This is a genomic window from Bacillus paramycoides (genome assembly GCF_001884235.1).
In the GTDB taxonomy this organism is placed as follows: domain Bacteria; phylum Bacillota; class Bacilli; order Bacillales; family Bacillaceae_G; genus Bacillus_A; species Bacillus_A paramycoides.
Map to the genome: position 1 here is coordinate 1 of NZ_MAOI01000041.1, position 14549 is coordinate 14549.

The 14549-nt window shown below is 38.0% G+C and carries 12 protein-coding genes, 4 pseudogenes and 1 other annotated feature; of the genes and pseudogenes, 6 read left to right on the forward strand and 10 right to left on the reverse strand.

What is annotated here, in order from left to right; translation table 11 throughout:
- On the reverse strand, positions 1–1024 hold a 1024-nt coding region (locus tag BAU28_RS29055), incomplete at its 3' end, for a hypothetical protein (RefSeq protein ID WP_083594582.1).
- A 167-nt stretch (positions 1025–1191) separates the two neighbouring features.
- Between BAU28_RS29055 and BAU28_RS06840 the strand changes: the two genes are divergently transcribed.
- Positions 1192–1620, forward strand: coding sequence for a GNAT family N-acetyltransferase (locus BAU28_RS06840; RefSeq protein ID WP_071718135.1), 429 nt, complete (start codon positions 1192–1194; stop codon positions 1618–1620).
- Between the two features lie 27 nt (positions 1621–1647).
- Here the strand turns inward: BAU28_RS06840 and leuS are convergent, their stop codons facing one another.
- The 9 genes and pseudogenes from leuS to BAU28_RS06890 all read right to left on the reverse strand — a co-directional run bounded on the left by leuS (position 1648) and on the right by BAU28_RS06890 (position 10866).
- Complete coding sequence (gene leuS, locus BAU28_RS06845; RefSeq protein ID WP_071718136.1) at positions 1648–4056, reverse strand: leucine--tRNA ligase; 2409 nt, start codon at positions 4054–4056, stop codon at positions 1648–1650.
- Positions 4057–4121: 65 nt separating this feature from the next.
- Positions 4122–4341: a binding site (T-box leader), on the reverse strand.
- 51 nt (positions 4342–4392) lie between these two features.
- Positions 4393–5586: an MDR family MFS transporter gene (locus BAU28_RS06850; protein ID WP_025148914.1), complete on the reverse strand. Its 1194-nt coding sequence runs from the start codon at positions 5584–5586 to the stop codon at positions 4393–4395.
- Between the two features lie 343 nt (positions 5587–5929).
- Positions 5930–6238, reverse strand: a pseudogene (locus BAU28_RS06855) (cation/H(+) antiporter); the annotation flags it as partial.
- 2 nt (positions 6239–6240) lie between these two features.
- Positions 6241–6483: pseudogene (locus BAU28_RS06860) on the reverse strand (cation:proton antiporter regulatory subunit); the annotation flags it as partial.
- Between the two features lie 35 nt (positions 6484–6518).
- A complete protein-coding gene (locus BAU28_RS06865) occupies positions 6519–7085 on the reverse strand; it encodes a tyrosine-type recombinase/integrase (RefSeq protein WP_002173865.1) in 567 nt (188 codons plus the stop codon).
- A gap of 349 nt (positions 7086–7434) precedes the next feature.
- Positions 7435–9294: an FtsX-like permease family protein gene (locus BAU28_RS06875; protein WP_071718138.1), complete on the reverse strand. Its 1860-nt coding sequence runs from the start codon at positions 9292–9294 to the stop codon at positions 7435–7437.
- 17 nt (positions 9295–9311) lie between these two features.
- A complete protein-coding gene (locus tag BAU28_RS06880) occupies positions 9312–10073 on the reverse strand; it encodes an ABC transporter ATP-binding protein (protein ID WP_002173867.1) in 762 nt (253 codons plus the stop codon).
- 364 nt (positions 10074–10437) lie between these two features.
- Entirely contained in the window at positions 10438–10587 is a 150-nt protein-coding gene (locus BAU28_RS06885) for a hypothetical protein (RefSeq protein WP_001129340.1), read from the reverse strand.
- Between the two features lie 15 nt (positions 10588–10602).
- Complete coding sequence (locus BAU28_RS06890; RefSeq protein ID WP_000840865.1) at positions 10603–10866, reverse strand: YtzC family protein; 264 nt, start codon at positions 10864–10866, stop codon at positions 10603–10605.
- 111 nt (positions 10867–10977) lie between these two features.
- Here BAU28_RS06890 and mnmL point away from each other — a divergent pair, with 111 nt between their 5' ends.
- The 5 genes and pseudogenes from mnmL (at position 10978) to BAU28_RS06910 (ending at position 14520) form a co-directional block, all read left to right on the forward strand.
- Complete coding sequence (gene mnmL / locus BAU28_RS06895) at positions 10978–11937, forward strand: tRNA modification radical SAM protein MnmL/YtqA (protein WP_002173869.1); 960 nt, start codon at positions 10978–10980, stop codon at positions 11935–11937.
- Entirely contained in the window at positions 11934–12506 is a 573-nt protein-coding gene (mnmM, locus tag BAU28_RS06900; RefSeq protein WP_071718139.1) for a tRNA 5-(aminomethyl)-2-thiouridylate-methyltransferase MnmM, read from the forward strand. The genes mnmL and mnmM overlap by 4 nt, the downstream gene beginning before the upstream one ends.
- Positions 12507–12636: 130 nt before the next feature.
- Positions 12637–12714 (forward strand): annotated as a pseudogene (locus tag BAU28_RS29720) (amino-acid racemase); the annotation flags it as partial.
- Positions 12702–12890 (forward strand): annotated as a pseudogene (locus BAU28_RS30860) (hypothetical protein); the annotation flags it as partial. The pseudogenes BAU28_RS29720 and BAU28_RS30860, both read left to right, overlap by 13 nt.
- Before the next feature lie 328 nt (positions 12891–13218).
- On the forward strand, positions 13219–14520 hold the full coding sequence (locus BAU28_RS06910) for a PepSY-associated TM helix domain-containing protein (protein WP_071718140.1): 1302 nt from the start codon (positions 13219–13221) through the stop codon (positions 14518–14520).
- Positions 14521–14549 lie beyond the last annotated feature (29 nt).

Genomic DNA, 14549 nt, shown 5'->3' on the forward strand with positions numbered 1-14549 from the left:
GCTGTTGACCGTGGTGTTGCTGTTGACCGTGGTGTTGCTGTTGACCGTGGTGTTGCTGTTGACCGTGGTGTTGCTGATGGCCATGGTGTTGATGTTGGCCGTGGTGTTGATGCTGGCCGTGGTGTTGATGTTGGCCGTGGTGTTGAACTTGGTGAGTTTGATAATGGACAGCCTGCGGATGAACTTGATGATGGCCTTGGTGATGTACTTGTTGCTGATGTTGACCGTGGTGTTGATGTTGACCATGGTGGTGATGTTGACCATGGTGATGATGTTGACCGTGGTGACCATGATGATGAGCTTGATGAGTTTGATAATGGACAGCCTGCGGATGCATTTGGTGGTGTCCGTGGTGATGTACTTGTTGTTGATGATGGCCATGGTGACCGTGGTGTTGATGTTGACCATGGTGTTGAGGATGACCGTGGTGTCCGTGGTGATCATGGTGATGATGTTGACCATGAACAACTTGTGGATGACCACCTACTCCTCCTGCCACAACACCTACTCCTGGTACAGGGAATCCTGTCTGCACTCCTCCAACGAAAGAAGGGAATGTAGTTGGTACTCCTACTGGAATTCCAGTTTGTGCGCCGGCTACTGATGTCGGCATTCCTCCTGCTAATGTTGGCATTCCAGTTTGCATGCCAGCCATTGATGTCGGCATTCCTCCTGTTAATGTTGGCATTCCAGTTTGCATGCCAGCCATTGATGCCGGCATTCCTCCTGTTAATGTTGGCATTCCAGTTTGCATGCCAGCCATTGATGCTTGATTTCCTCCTGTTAATGTTGGCATTCCAGTTTGCATGCCAGCCACTGATGTCGGCATTCCTCCTGTTAATGTTGGCATTCCAGTTTGCATGCCAGCCATTGATGCTTGATTTCCTCCAGCTGCTCCACCCATCCAGCTCGGCATTCCACCGTATCCTTGTTGCCCTGCTCCACCCATTAACATCATTTGTGCATAACTGTCCGATTCGCCTCCGAAGAAGCCATGTGGTGCATTATTGTCCATCCCTTTCATTCCTTTCACCTCTTCTACTCAATTTAGCCTACCTTTTTTATCATATTTCCTATAGAAGAATAGGTGTTTGTCTGTATAGGAATTCCGCACCTTTTTCTTCGCTATTCATTCATGATAGGATTAATTGACTGATTATTCTTTCCTTATAAAAAAAGGGGGCATTTCCATTGGAGAACGTAACAAAAGCTTCAATCAACGATTTAGACTCAATCGTACATATAGATATCGAAATAATCGGAGACGATAGTAGAAGAAATTATATTAAACACGCTATTAATGAAGGACAATGCATAATTGTAAAAGAGGGCAATTCCATTTCTGGTTTTCTAACATACGATACAAATTTTTTTGGTTATACTTTCCTCTCATTAATAATTATTTCGCCAACTAAAAGAAGAAAAGGTCATGCAAGCTCATTAATCTCATATATGTTAAGCCATTCTCCTACTCAAAAAATATTTTCTTCAACGAACAAATCTAATGAAAATATGCAAAAAATTTTTCAAGCGAACGGATTTATACGTAGTGGAATGATTGAAAACTTAGATGAAGGTGATCCAGAGTTTATTTTCTACACAAAAAAGCTCAGGGCATAAACGCTCTGAGCTTTTATTTAAAATCAATTAGTTTGCAACAACGTTAACAAGTTTTCCAGGAACTACAATTACTTTACGAACTGTTTTTCCTTCGATTTGTTCTTTAATTGCTTCAAGTGCAAGTTGTTCCATTTCTTCTTTTGATGCGTCTTTTTTCATTGTTAGTTTTGCACGAACTTTGCCCATAATTTGAACAACGATTTCAACTTCATCTTCTACAAGTTTAGACTCATCAAATGTTGGCCAGCTTGCATATGTGATTGTTTCATTGTATCCAAGTTTGCTCCATAGTTCTTCCCCGATATGAGGTGCAACTGGTGCAATCATTTTCACGAAACCTTCTACATATTCTTTCGGAAGTGTTTCAGCTTTGTATGCATCGTTGATGAATACCATCATTTGAGAAATCGCTGTGTTGAAGCGAAGCTCTGCATAGTCTTCTGTTACTTTCTTCACTGTTTGGTGGTAAGCTTTTTCAAGCTCTTTGTTTGGTGCATCAGTAATTTTCTCACTTAATTCACCGTTATCTTGAACGAATAGACGCCATACGCGGTCTAGGAAACGACGAGCTCCGTCAAGACCATTTTCAGACCAAGCGATTGAAGCATCTAATGGTCCCATGAACATTTCGTATAGACGAAGTGTATCTGCACCATGGCTTGCTACGATATCATCAGGATTTACAACGTTACCTTTTGATTTACTCATTTTCTCGTTGTTTTCACCTAAGATCATACCTTGGTTGAATAATTGTTGGAATGGCTCTTTCGTTGGAACCACGCCGATATCGTATAATACTTTATGCCAGAAACGAGCATATAGTAAGTGAAGTACAGCATGCTCCGCTCCGCCAATATAAATATCAACTGGAAGCCATTGTTTTACTTTTTCAGGATCTACAAGTGCTTCACTGTTGTTTGGATCGATGTAGCGTAGGTAGTACCAGCAGCTACCAGCCCATTGTGGCATTGTGTTTGTTTCACGACGACCCTTTTTACCAGTTTCAGGATCAACAACATTTACCCATTCGTCAATGTTTGCAAGTGGTGATTCACCTGTACCAGATGGACGGATGTTTTCTGTTTTCGGAAGAACTAGTGGTAATTCTTCTTCTTTCACAGCTGTCATTGTACCATCTTCCCAATGGATTACTGGAATTGGCTCGCCCCAGTAACGTTGACGACTAAATAACCAGTCACGTAGACGGTACGTTACTTTTTGATTTCCTGCGCTTGTTACTTCAAGCCATTCAATCATTTTTACAATTGCTTCTTCTTTATTTAACCCGTCAAGGAATGCTGAGTTTACGTGAGCGCCATCACCTGTATATGCTTCTTTCGAAATGTCTCCGCCTTTTACAACTTCCTTCATTGGAAGATTGAACGTTGATGCGAATTCATAATCACGCTCATCATGAGCTGGAACTGCCATTACAGCACCTGTTCCGTAAGTTGCAAGAACATAGTCAGCAATCCAGATTGGTAATTTCTCACCATTTACTGGGTTAACTGCATAAGCACCAGTGAATACACCAGTTTTCTCTTTCGCAAGTTCTGTACGCTCTAGGTCACTCTTCATTTTTACAGAATTAATGTAAGCTTCTACAGCTTCTTTTTGTTCTGCTGTTGTAATGTCAGCAACAAGTGCATGCTCTGGAGCAAGTACACAGTAGCTTGCGCCAAATAGTGTATCAGGACGCGTTGTGAAAACTGTGAATTTCTCATCTGTACCATCGATGTTGAAGTGTACTTCTGCACCTTCAGAACGACCGATCCAGTTACGTTGCATGTCTTTTAAGCTTTCTGGCCAATCAAGCTCATCTAGATCTTCTAATAGACGATCTCCGTAAGCTGTAATTTTTAACATCCACTGTCTCATCGGACGACGCTCAACTGGATGTCCACCGCGCTCGCTCTTACCGTCAATTATTTCTTCGTTTGCAAGTACTGTACCAAGTGCTGGGCACCAGTTTACAGGTACTTCATCAACGTAAGCTAAGCCTTTTTCAAATAGTTTTAAGAAGATCCATTGTGTCCACTTGTAGTAGTTTGGATCTGTTGTATTTACTTCACGGTCCCAATCGTAAGAGAAACCTAATGATTTAATTTGATTACGGAATGTATTAATATTATGCTCTGTAAATTCTGCTGGGCTGTTTCCAGTATCAAGTGCATATTGCTCTGCTGGAAGACCGAATGCATCCCATCCCATTGGATGAAGAACGTTATATCCTTGCATACGCTTCATACGAGATAAAATATCTGTCGCTGTATAACCTTCTGGATGTCCTACGTGTAAGCCTGCACCTGATGGATATGGGAACATATCTAGTGCATAAAATTTTGGTTTTTCTGTCTCATCTGGCGTACGGAATGTTTTATTCTCTTCCCAGTACCCTTGCCACTTCTTCTCAATTTCTTGATGATTAAAGCTCATGAGATACCCTCCTTGAAATTCTATTTATTTTCACCGCCCAAAATACAAAAAACCTCTCATCCCTAGAAAGGGACGAGAGGTTATAGATTCCCGCGGTACCACCCTAAATTAATGTAAAAATATACATTCGCTTAGATCCGTAACGTGGATTAACGGCAATTGCTACTATTAGTTTCACAACTGCAACTCAAAGGCGAGTTCATAACGAAACGTGGATTGACTTGCACCGACCGTCAACTCTCTAAACCAGCTTCTATTACTACTACTCCTTCTCACTGTTATTACAAGTATGAGTTAATTAAATATATTCTAAAACATGTTACATGTTCCGTCAAACTAAACTGCAATTTTTTCTTCAACTGTTTCTTCTACTTTTACTCGTTTATCATAAATGCTCGTTGCAATAAGCGCTACTACAAGCATTACCATGATCGCTATAAACAATACTTCCATATTGTATAAATCAACAATTGCCCCACCAACGACCGGTCCGAACATTTTACCTACAGTCGCCGCGCTATTTACAACACCTTGATAAAACCCTAATTTATCTTTCGGTGCAAGTATATTTGCAATGGTCGGAACTGCCGGCCATACGAATAATTCACCAATCGTTAATGTCACCATCGCAACGAGGAACATCGTAAATTGCTGCGCTTGACTTAACACAATGAATGACGCCGCAAAAATGACGATTCCAATCATAATTTGTTGTTTTAAAGAACGCTTCATCCAGCGAATTAGCATGCTAACGAGTGGCTGCGCACAAACAATCATCGCTCCGTTTATCGTCCATAATAAACTATAGTGACGAAGGCTAATATTTAATTCCTGCATATGTGTTGCAATCGCTCCTTGCCACTGTACGTATGTAACCCAGCATAAAGCATATGCTACACATACAATAAGAAGTGCTTTGAAGCCTGGTGTAAGTGACCAGCCTTTTTTCGTTTCGATTTCTTTTTGCACTCCTGGCTCTTTTTTGTCTTCCATACCACGGAATCCAATAAAAGCAATTAAGAAGAAAACAAAGTATAAAATAAAGTTCGCTAAGAAAATATAATCAAAACGATAAGACGCAACTAAACCACCACACGCTGTTCCGATTGCAATACCAACATTTTGTCCAACATACATCGCATTAAACGCTCGTCTTCCGCCTTCTGGCCAAACCGTGCCAACCATCGCATACATCGATGGGAAGACCATTCCAGAGCCAAAGCCGATTAACGCTAGCCATACAACATATAAAGGCCAACCGTGGAAGAACACAAGACCTAAAATTGATACGAGTGTAATAACAATCCCTACTAAAGTTGATTTATAACCGCCCCATTTATCAAATAAAACACCGCCGAGCAAGTTTCCGATTACACCAGTAAGCGAGTTAATCATTAATACCATTCCAGCCACTGATAAAGATTTTCCTAGATGATCATGCAAATAAATTGTATTAAAAGGCCATAAAAAAGAAGCACCCGTGACATTAATAATCATCCCAGCTACTAATAGCCATACTTTCCTTGGCATAGTTTCCCCTCCTATTCTATTTTTTTCGTTCATATATAACAGTAAAATTGTAGTCGTTTTTAAATAGGAAGGCAACTGATTAATAGTTGATGAAATTCAGATAATAGGACGTTAGTATATGAAATTATATCGATTGCCCATTAAAATATATCAGCGATTTTTTAAATATATCGACCGCAACTCGAAATATATCGGCGATTTCCCAATTATATCGACCGCAACTTAAAATATATCAGTGATTTTCCAATTATATCGATTTACCGACAAAAAGCGACAGCGGTAACAATCTACATAAAATAAGAGGAGGTTGTATTAAGTTAATACAATCTCCTCTTATTTTAGATTATCCAACTTCTTTTTTACGTTTTGCACTTTCTTTAGAGCTCCATTTAAAGATTTTATCTAGTAAGGAGTATATCCTCCCAAATTCTTTCGTTAACAAAGGTCCTAACGATGCCAATATTAAAACATATAAGGCTGAGAACGGTTTAATCGTTGCCATTAAGCCACCAGCAATTCCAATATTCGTGGAAGCCTTATGCGATAAACCCGCTTTACGTCCAGCAATCATTCCAGCTGTAAAATTACCAATGACAGTTATGAGTACTGCTCCTAACGTTAACCAAACAGCCCCACCTAATGAAAACGGATTAAAGCCATCTCAATCGTGTCTAAAGCTTGTGGTCTATATACCATTCCACCTAATATAGCCGCAATTTGTCTCGCTTCAGAATCGCGAAGGGAAATGCTTGAAATACTCTCCTCATGATCAGCATCAAAATGATACATTTCTCTTCGACCATCATCATGAATAACAATAACCATTTTTTCATTACCTTTTGTGATTACTTCAAACTTACATCCAATACCCGGTAGTTCACTTTCTCTAATATTCATATTTTCCGCCTCCTAAAGTTGTTTAGTTACGGCTTTTATAAATCTACATCAATCTCCGTTTTAAACTTCTCATCCTTTGAGATACCTAAATACTTGAGCGTCTCTGATGGAGTCGCGTGATGGAAATGTTTTTGCAACAACGCAATCGCTATTCCTCTTTTGTACGCGTGAAACCCAAATGTTTTTCTCATTGAGTTCGTTCCAATCTTTCCAACAATCCCAACCGCTTCCGCAGCACGATGAATCACACGATATGCTTGTTGGCGCGTAATTGAATTTGTCGTTTTATTAGATTGAAATACGTAGTTCTCCCTTTGAGCATCAAAAGATTGTACGTACTCTAAAAGTGCTTCTTTTACCTTTGTATTTAAATAAATATCTTGTTTAAATTTTTCATCTTTCACAGGAAGAGAATAAAAATCTTTAACAGTCCCATCTTCATTTAATACATCTTCAAATTTCATGCTAAGTAGTTCTGTAATTTTTAATCCTGTGTTAATCCCAATAACAAATAAAAGATAATCTCGCTGTGAGTGCTCTTTTAAATACTTTTTCATAGCCTCAATTTGATTTATATCTTTTAATGCCTCTACAACTTCCATACATGTATTCTCCTCATCTTATGAACGGTAATTTTCTCATTATCCTGTTCATTTTACCTTATCACGCTATGAGATTTCCATGTATTATCCATTATTTTTACAATATACTGCTGAGGTCCCGACAATTTTTCATTTTGAAATTTACGATTGTACAAATACGGTGTGGTTAGAAAAGAAATGGGGGGATAAAAGTTCAGCTTCTTTCTACAGATCGGATTCCTCCTTTCATTTCCCAGCTGATGATACTCTTATATTATGTTACTTATTTGTATAATATTAGATATTTTAGTAACATCAAAGTATTTTTTCTGAAAATAATAAAAACCGAGCAGTTTCGCTCGGTTTTTTATTAATCTTCCTTAGGAAGAACAATTCCTTTATACAATTGAACTGTAATGAAGTAATAAATCGTGTAAATAACTACGAAAATTACGATTGGTACCCAAATACGGAAGTACGGATCGATTAAAATAAATCCGAAAATATTCATACCAACTAATACGTGGGCGATACCTATAATCGCCGGGAATAAGAATACTAAGAATAACTCTTTATAAATTGATTTCGTTAATAATTCACGGCGCACCCCGATTTTACGAAGCATTTGATAACGTGTAATATCTTTTGATGCACCAGAAAGAATTTTAAACATTAAGCAACTTGCCATCATCGCTAAGAAAGCAATTCCAAGGAAGAAGCCCATAAACACTGTTCCACTCGCAACGCCATAGAACATATCGTACGCCTGATATTTACTGCTCATTTGCTCAGCTTTTACATTTTTATATTTAACTAGCTGCAACTCGTCAAGTTTTTTCCATTCTTTTGTATATGCTACAAAATCATCTGTTTTTCCGATAAATGCTATACTTTCTTTACCATTTATCCCATCGTACATTTTTTGATCTACAATTTTAATTGCATGATCTTCATATATATAATATGGATGGATTGTACTAAAAGCATCAACCCATTCTTTTGGAAGTTCTTTAGCATTCGCATCTTTTTCATTCATTTCTCTAGAAACTGCACCTACTGGTAGTTCCTCTGAAACTTTTTTCGTATTCACTAAATCCTTCATCGACTTCATATTTTCCATATCTTTTACTAAAGGTCGATTTTTCTCTAAATCTTCTTTTACATAATAAACGTATTTATCATCAACTTTGTAACGATATTCACTTTTCTCTTTAAATGGAATACCGTCTAGAATTTTCTTTTCTTCAGCTGTAGGGTTATGAACAACTGAATCGTATATTACTAAACCATCAACCATTTTTATAACGTTATTTTTAAACGCCATACCACCTGAAATTGCACCAGCTCCAAGAGCAACTAACATCGCTACTGTCGCAAGCACTTTTGTTAAACTATTAATACGGAAGTTTAATTGTGCAAAAGTAAAAGCGTTAAGTCCTTTTTCACTACGTTTTTTATTACTCTTTAATTTTTTAATAATAACTGGGAGAAGTGATCCAAATAACATGTAAGTACCAGCTGTTGTTGTAATTAATGCAATAAGAATGCCCATCTCTCTTAGTTTTTCCATATAAATCATAGATGCATAGCCAATTCCTAATAAAATAACCGCAAGAATTGCAACTACACCTGTCATTTTCCCTTTTACCGCAACACGTTCTGTTTGTGCGTCTGCATGTACAAGTTGCAGTACAGAAATACGTGATAATTTAATACTGTTCATAATTGCCGATAATACAAATAGTGCAAAGAAGAAGATGCAAGTAACAGTCATTGATGGTAAATAAAATGCTTTATAGCCTTTACCAGCAAATTCTAATTGTTTCATTAATAACTGTCCGATACCTTCTGCAAGTCCTACACCAACTATAATACCAATCGCAAGAGACGCAGCACCTAATACGATTGTTTCAATAAACATAAGTAATGTAACTTTATGCTTTTTTGCTCCTAACATCATATACATACCAAACTCTTTTTGACGAAGAGATAGTAAGAAAGAGTTCGCATACAAAATATAGAAGAACGTTATAATAGCTAGTAAAAATGAACCTGCTTGGAATACAAATCCAATTTGGCCAATAGTAGAATTTTCCTTAAGGAAGGCTTCGTTTAACGCTAATGTTTGGAACATATAAAAAATTGAAATGGACATGACAAGACCAACAAGTAAGACGATATAATCTTTCAGCTTACTTTTTAGCCCTGACATGGAAAGTTTAAATAACATGCCCTAGACCTCCTTTCTTACGCTTTTTGTGTGCCTATGTCTGCAAGCACATCTAAAATTTCTTTGTAGAACTCTTCACGCGTACCACCACGGTGAATTTCTTTATATAGCTCACCATCTTGAATGAATAAAATACGTTGACAGTAACTTGCACTATATGGATCATGCGTAACCATCATAATTGATACACCTTGTTCTTCATTTAAGTTTGTCATCGCATCAAGTAAACTTGCTGCATTTTTAGAATCAAGAGCTCCTGTTGGCTCGTCCCCTAAAATAATTGCCGGCTCATGCACAAGTGCACGCGCTGCTGCTGAACGCTGTTTTTGTCCACCAGATACTTCAGATGGATACTTTTGAAGAATTTCCGAAATCCCTAACATATCCGCTACTTTTTCTACTTTCGGGCCAATATTACGTGACGGAACACCTTGAAGGGAAAGTGGAAGTGCAATGTTTTCATAAATAGATAAGTTCTCTAATAAGTTAAAATCTTGGAAGATGAATCCTAATTTTTGCGAACGGAAATCAGAAAGCTCACCTTGCTTCATTTTCGTAATGTCCGTACCCGCAATTTCAACAACGCCGCCTGTTGCTTTATCTAACGTTGAAATTACATTTAATAATGTCGTTTTACCAGAACCAGATGGTCCCATAATACCAACAAACTCACCCTCTTGAATTGAGAATGATACACCTTTTAACGCATGTGATTGGTTCTCACCTTTTTTACCGTACACTTTTTGAACGTTTTTCACGTCTACAACTGGTTTCGTCATATATATCCTCCTACGCTTGTCTTTCCATTACCTATTTTGCGCTTTTTAGAGGTGAACTGCTATTTGTTAACATTACATTTACCTTACACTTTTGTAAGAAAAAAAACTGAGCGTGTAAGCTCAGTTTTTTATCCTTTTAAAACAAATTCATTTCCTTCATTAACGATTTTTAAAATATATCGATTTACCGACAAAAACTAACCTAATAAAGTGAAACTTTTATCAGTGGTTTTTTTGTTCATCCCCCACTGATTATTAGCCCGACTCCCACCTAACTACCTCATATTCGCCGATTTTTGAGGTAGGAGTCTTACTGCCCGCAAATAGCGGGGCAAAATAAAACCAGGTCATACTGCGACCTGGTTTACTCTGATTGTTTTGATTTTTGAGGCTGTCCTTTTTTACTGTTACGTTGTTTCACCTGAACAATCGGATCAAGTTCATTTGAAAACTCAGCGTTATGTCCATTTTGCGTTTTTTGCTCTGGGTTATTTTGATCTGAACGTTTCGCCATTACATTCACTCCTTATTAGTGCGGTGTAATAATCATTTGATGTTGCAATTGGCGAATTGCCATACGTGCTCTATTTAACTGCTCACGTTGCTCATCATTCGCATGTTGCTGCATCGTTTGTAAGTCATTATATGCTTGTTCTAATTGCAACTGAGCATCCGAATACTCCATCGTATTGTAATGCTCTTGTCTCATACCAAGATCTAATTGTTCTTTCGCATATTCCACTGCTTGTTCAGCTTGTGTAATATACGATTCAAGTGATTGACGCTCTGCCATACTTGTCCCTCCTTGCTTCAATTCTCCTTTAGTGTGTCCCTTCCATATGAACCTTATGAGTATGTTATAATGGATTTTGTTTCATTTTGACTCGTCTTAGGAGGGAAAGTAATGAAGGTTCAAAACCCTTTTCCATATACAAACGACAATAAACGTTATCATACATGGAATTATCACTTACGAAATGAATTTGGTGAGAAAATCTTTAAAGTTTCATTAGATGCTGGCTTTGATTGCCCGAACCGTGACGGTACAGTCGCTTACGGCGGCTGCACATTTTGTAGTGCTGCTGGGTCTGGTGACTTCGCTGGGGATCGCCGCGATGATGTTATAACGCAATATCATGAAATGAAAGAAAAAATGCGCTCAAAGTGGAAAGACGGAAAATGTATCGCTTATTTCCAGGCGTACACAAATACTCACGCGCCACTTGAAGTGTTAAAAGAAAAATTCGAACCGCTTCTAGCAGAAAAAGACGTTGTCGGTCTTTCTATTGCGACTCGTCCAGATTGCTTACCTGACGATGTTGTTGAATATTTAGCGGACTTAAATAAACGCACATACCTTTGGGTTGAACTCGGACTACAAACTGTTCATGAACGTACTGCAAATCTTATTAATCGTGCTCACGATTATCCATCTTATGTAGAAGGTGTTAATAAATTACGCAAGCATGGCATTAGAGTTTGCTCTCATATTATTAACGGTCTTCCACTTGAAAATTACGACATGATGATGGAAACAGCTCGTGAAGTAGCAAAGCTTGACGTACAAGGAATTAAAATCCATTTGCTTCATTTATTAAAAGGAACACCCATGGTGAAGCAATATGAAAAAGGACAATTAGAATTCCTTTCACTTGAAGATTACGTAAGTCTCGTTGTCGATCAACTTGAAATCATTCCTGAAGACGTAATTGTGCACCGCATCACAGGTGACGGTCCGCCCGATTTAATGATCGGCCCAATGTGGAGCTTAAATAAATGGGAAGTATTAAATTCCATCGATGCAGAATTTGTACGCCGCGGAAGCTGGCAAGGAAAATATGCAAATGAGGAGAAACAACAATGAAATTAGAACGCGTATTACCGTTTGCACGCACACTGCTGCAAACGGCTGTTAAAGAAGGCGATTATGCAGTAGATGCAACACTTGGAAATGGACATGACACTTGTTTCCTAGCTGAAATCGTTGGAGATAACGGAAAAGTATTTGGCTTTGATATTCAAAAAGAAGCGATTGAAAGCTCCACTATCCGCCTAAAAGAAAAAGAGCTTTTCGAACGTACTGTTTTAGTTCACAATAGTCACGATACACTCTTATCCGTACTACCGGAAGATGCAAAAGGAAAAGTAACAGGAGCAATTTTCAACTTAGGTTACCTCCCAGGCGGTGACAAGCACATCGTTACAAAGCCAAACTCAACAATCTCGGCCATCGAACAACTATTAGAAGTAATGGCACCTGAAGGTATCATTGTCCTTGTCATTTACCACGGACACCCAGAAGGACAAGTAGAACGCGACGCTGTTCTCAAATTTGCAGAAGAACTAGACCAAAAACAAGCTCACGTACTAAGATACGGCTTCATTAACCAGCAAAATAACCCGCCATTTATTGTGGCGATTGAGAAGCGATAAGATATCAACGATTTTTTCGATATATCGATTCTTCGACAAAACATAACAAAAAAAAGACGTGCATTCACTGCACGTCTTTTTCTTATTCTCCTATATAATGGATATATACAATATTAAAGGGGATTAAACAATGATTGGAATACTAGCAGGAATGGGTCCAAAATCAACTGGACCATTCGTCGATACAGTTGTAGCACACTGCCAAACTTCCCTACTTATGAGGATTTCCTCTACCAACATTACGGAAAAAGTAAGTTAGATGAAGGCGACTTACATACCGCCTTATCTTATTTTCAAAAGGCGCTTCAAATTCGGTTACAAAAAGGAAATGAGGAACTTATCCGCTCAACTAAGATGTGCATCGAGTATTGCATGTCACACTGATAAAGTGAAACTTTAATCAGTGGGGGTTTTGTCCATCCCCCACTGATTATTAGTTGAACCAATCGGGCGTTTACGGGCAGTTGATCTCCCACCTAACTTCCTCACATTCTCCGAATTTTGAGGTGGGAGTCTTACTGCCCGTTAATGCGGGATAAATATATCAACGATTTTCCTGACATATCGATTTACCGACGAAATTCGACCAAGCGACCCATCCTTCCCCTAAAACTTTTAACTTTTTTCACAATTCTTTCAAAGTAATTACACTTAATCTCGCTATATTAAATAAGTAATTTATTCATATAGGGAAGGTTAGGGGAACTGAAGTATGAAACTGAATCGTTCGCTTCATTACATTTTTTGGCGATGGCATTTTTATGCTGGGCTTTTTATTACGCCGCTTCTTATTACTTTGTCACTGAGCGGGATTGGGTATTTATTTCGAGAGGAAGTTGAAGATTTCATCTATAAAGATTTATATTTTGGGAAGAGCGCCCAAACTGAATCTATTTCGATGGCTGATTCTATTTCATTAACAGAGAAAAAGTATCCACATTATAATGTGACGAAAATTAGTGAGTTTAATGGAGATTACAATACGAGGCTCACAATCGCAAATGAATATACAGGAACACAAAAATATGTGTATTTAGATAGCAACAATCAAATTGTCGGGGATCAAAACGCAAGTGAAACGTTTGCCAATATTATGCGTGAATTGCATAGTTCCCTCTTAGTCGGCGGTACAGTTATCAATTATTTAGTAGAACTCTCTGCATGCTGGACAATCTTTTTAATTGTAACTGGGTTGTATATGAGTATACGCCAATTTAAAAACACGCCATCATCCAATAAACGCGAACGAGCAAAACGACGTCATTCTATTATCGGTATTATATTTACAATTCCTCTCGTTCTGCTAGTCGCAACTGGATTACCTTGGTCAGGATTTATGGGCAATCAAATTTATAAAATCGCAACGTCAAATGAATCACTCGGATATCCGAAGTTATATATGTCACCACCTGAATCAAAGTTTAAAGAATTACCATGGGCAACAAGACAGGAAACTCCTCCTGAGTCTAACTCGAATGAACAGAAAGGAATATCAGTTGATGAGTTACAAAAAGGGATTCAAATAAAGAAGCCATATGTTATTTCACTACCAGCTGATCCGAAAGCTGTATTCACTGTTTCGAAATCGAGTGGTTCTGGTATTACAGGCATGCACGTAGCACCGAATGAAGAAATTACTGCCTACTTTGATCAGTATAGTGGAGAGCTTATTTCAAAAACAGACTATCGTGACTACGGATTATTTGCAAAATGGTTCTCTTACGGTATCCCTCTTCATGAAGGACATTTATTCGGATGGCCTAATAAAATATTATGCTTATTAACGACATTATCTTTATTACTTCTCATTTATTACGGAATAAAAATGTGGTTAGCAAGAAAACCGAAAGGAAAATTAGCAGCACCTCCAAAGCAAAGAGATAAGAAAAGCGTATTCGTTTTCTTTATCATGATGGTTATACTAGGCGCTGTCATGCCTTTATTCGGACTATCTGTTTTAGTTATCTTCACAATTGAACTTCTCATATACGTATTTTCAAAAATACGATCATAATAAAAAAACCACTCTCCCTGAGTGGTTTT

Excerpts from the sequence above, each read along its gene's own strand:
- mnmL (WP_002173869.1), top strand. The coding sequence starts at position 10,978 with ATGAAGGTTCAAAACCCTTTTCCATATACAAACGACAATAAACGTTAT.
- BAU28_RS06850 (WP_025148914.1), bottom strand. The coding sequence starts at position 5,586 with ATGCCAAGGAAAGTATGGCTATTAGTAGCTGGGATGATTATTAATGTC.
- leuS (WP_071718136.1), bottom strand. The coding sequence starts at position 4,056 with ATGAGCTTTAATCATCAAGAAATTGAGAAGAAGTGGCAAGGGTACTGG.
- mnmM (WP_071718139.1), top strand. The coding sequence starts at position 11,934 with ATGAAATTAGAACGCGTATTACCGTTTGCACGCACACTGCTGCAAACG.
- BAU28_RS06865 (WP_002173865.1), bottom strand. The coding sequence starts at position 7,085 with ATGGAAGTTGTAGAGGCATTAAAAGATATAAATCAAATTGAGGCTATG.
- BAU28_RS06880 (WP_002173867.1), bottom strand. The coding sequence starts at position 10,073 with ATGACGAAACCAGTTGTAGACGTGAAAAACGTTCAAAAAGTGTACGGT.
- BAU28_RS06890 (WP_000840865.1), bottom strand. The coding sequence starts at position 10,866 with ATGGCAGAGCGTCAATCACTTGAATCGTATATTACACAAGCTGAACAA.
- BAU28_RS06910 (WP_071718140.1), top strand. The coding sequence starts at position 13,219 with ATGAAACTGAATCGTTCGCTTCATTACATTTTTTGGCGATGGCATTTT.
- BAU28_RS06875 (WP_071718138.1), bottom strand. The coding sequence starts at position 9,294 with ATGTTATTTAAACTTTCCATGTCAGGGCTAAAAAGTAAGCTGAAAGAT.
- BAU28_RS06885 (WP_001129340.1), bottom strand. The coding sequence starts at position 10,587 with ATGGCGAAACGTTCAGATCAAAATAACCCAGAGCAAAAAACGCAAAAT.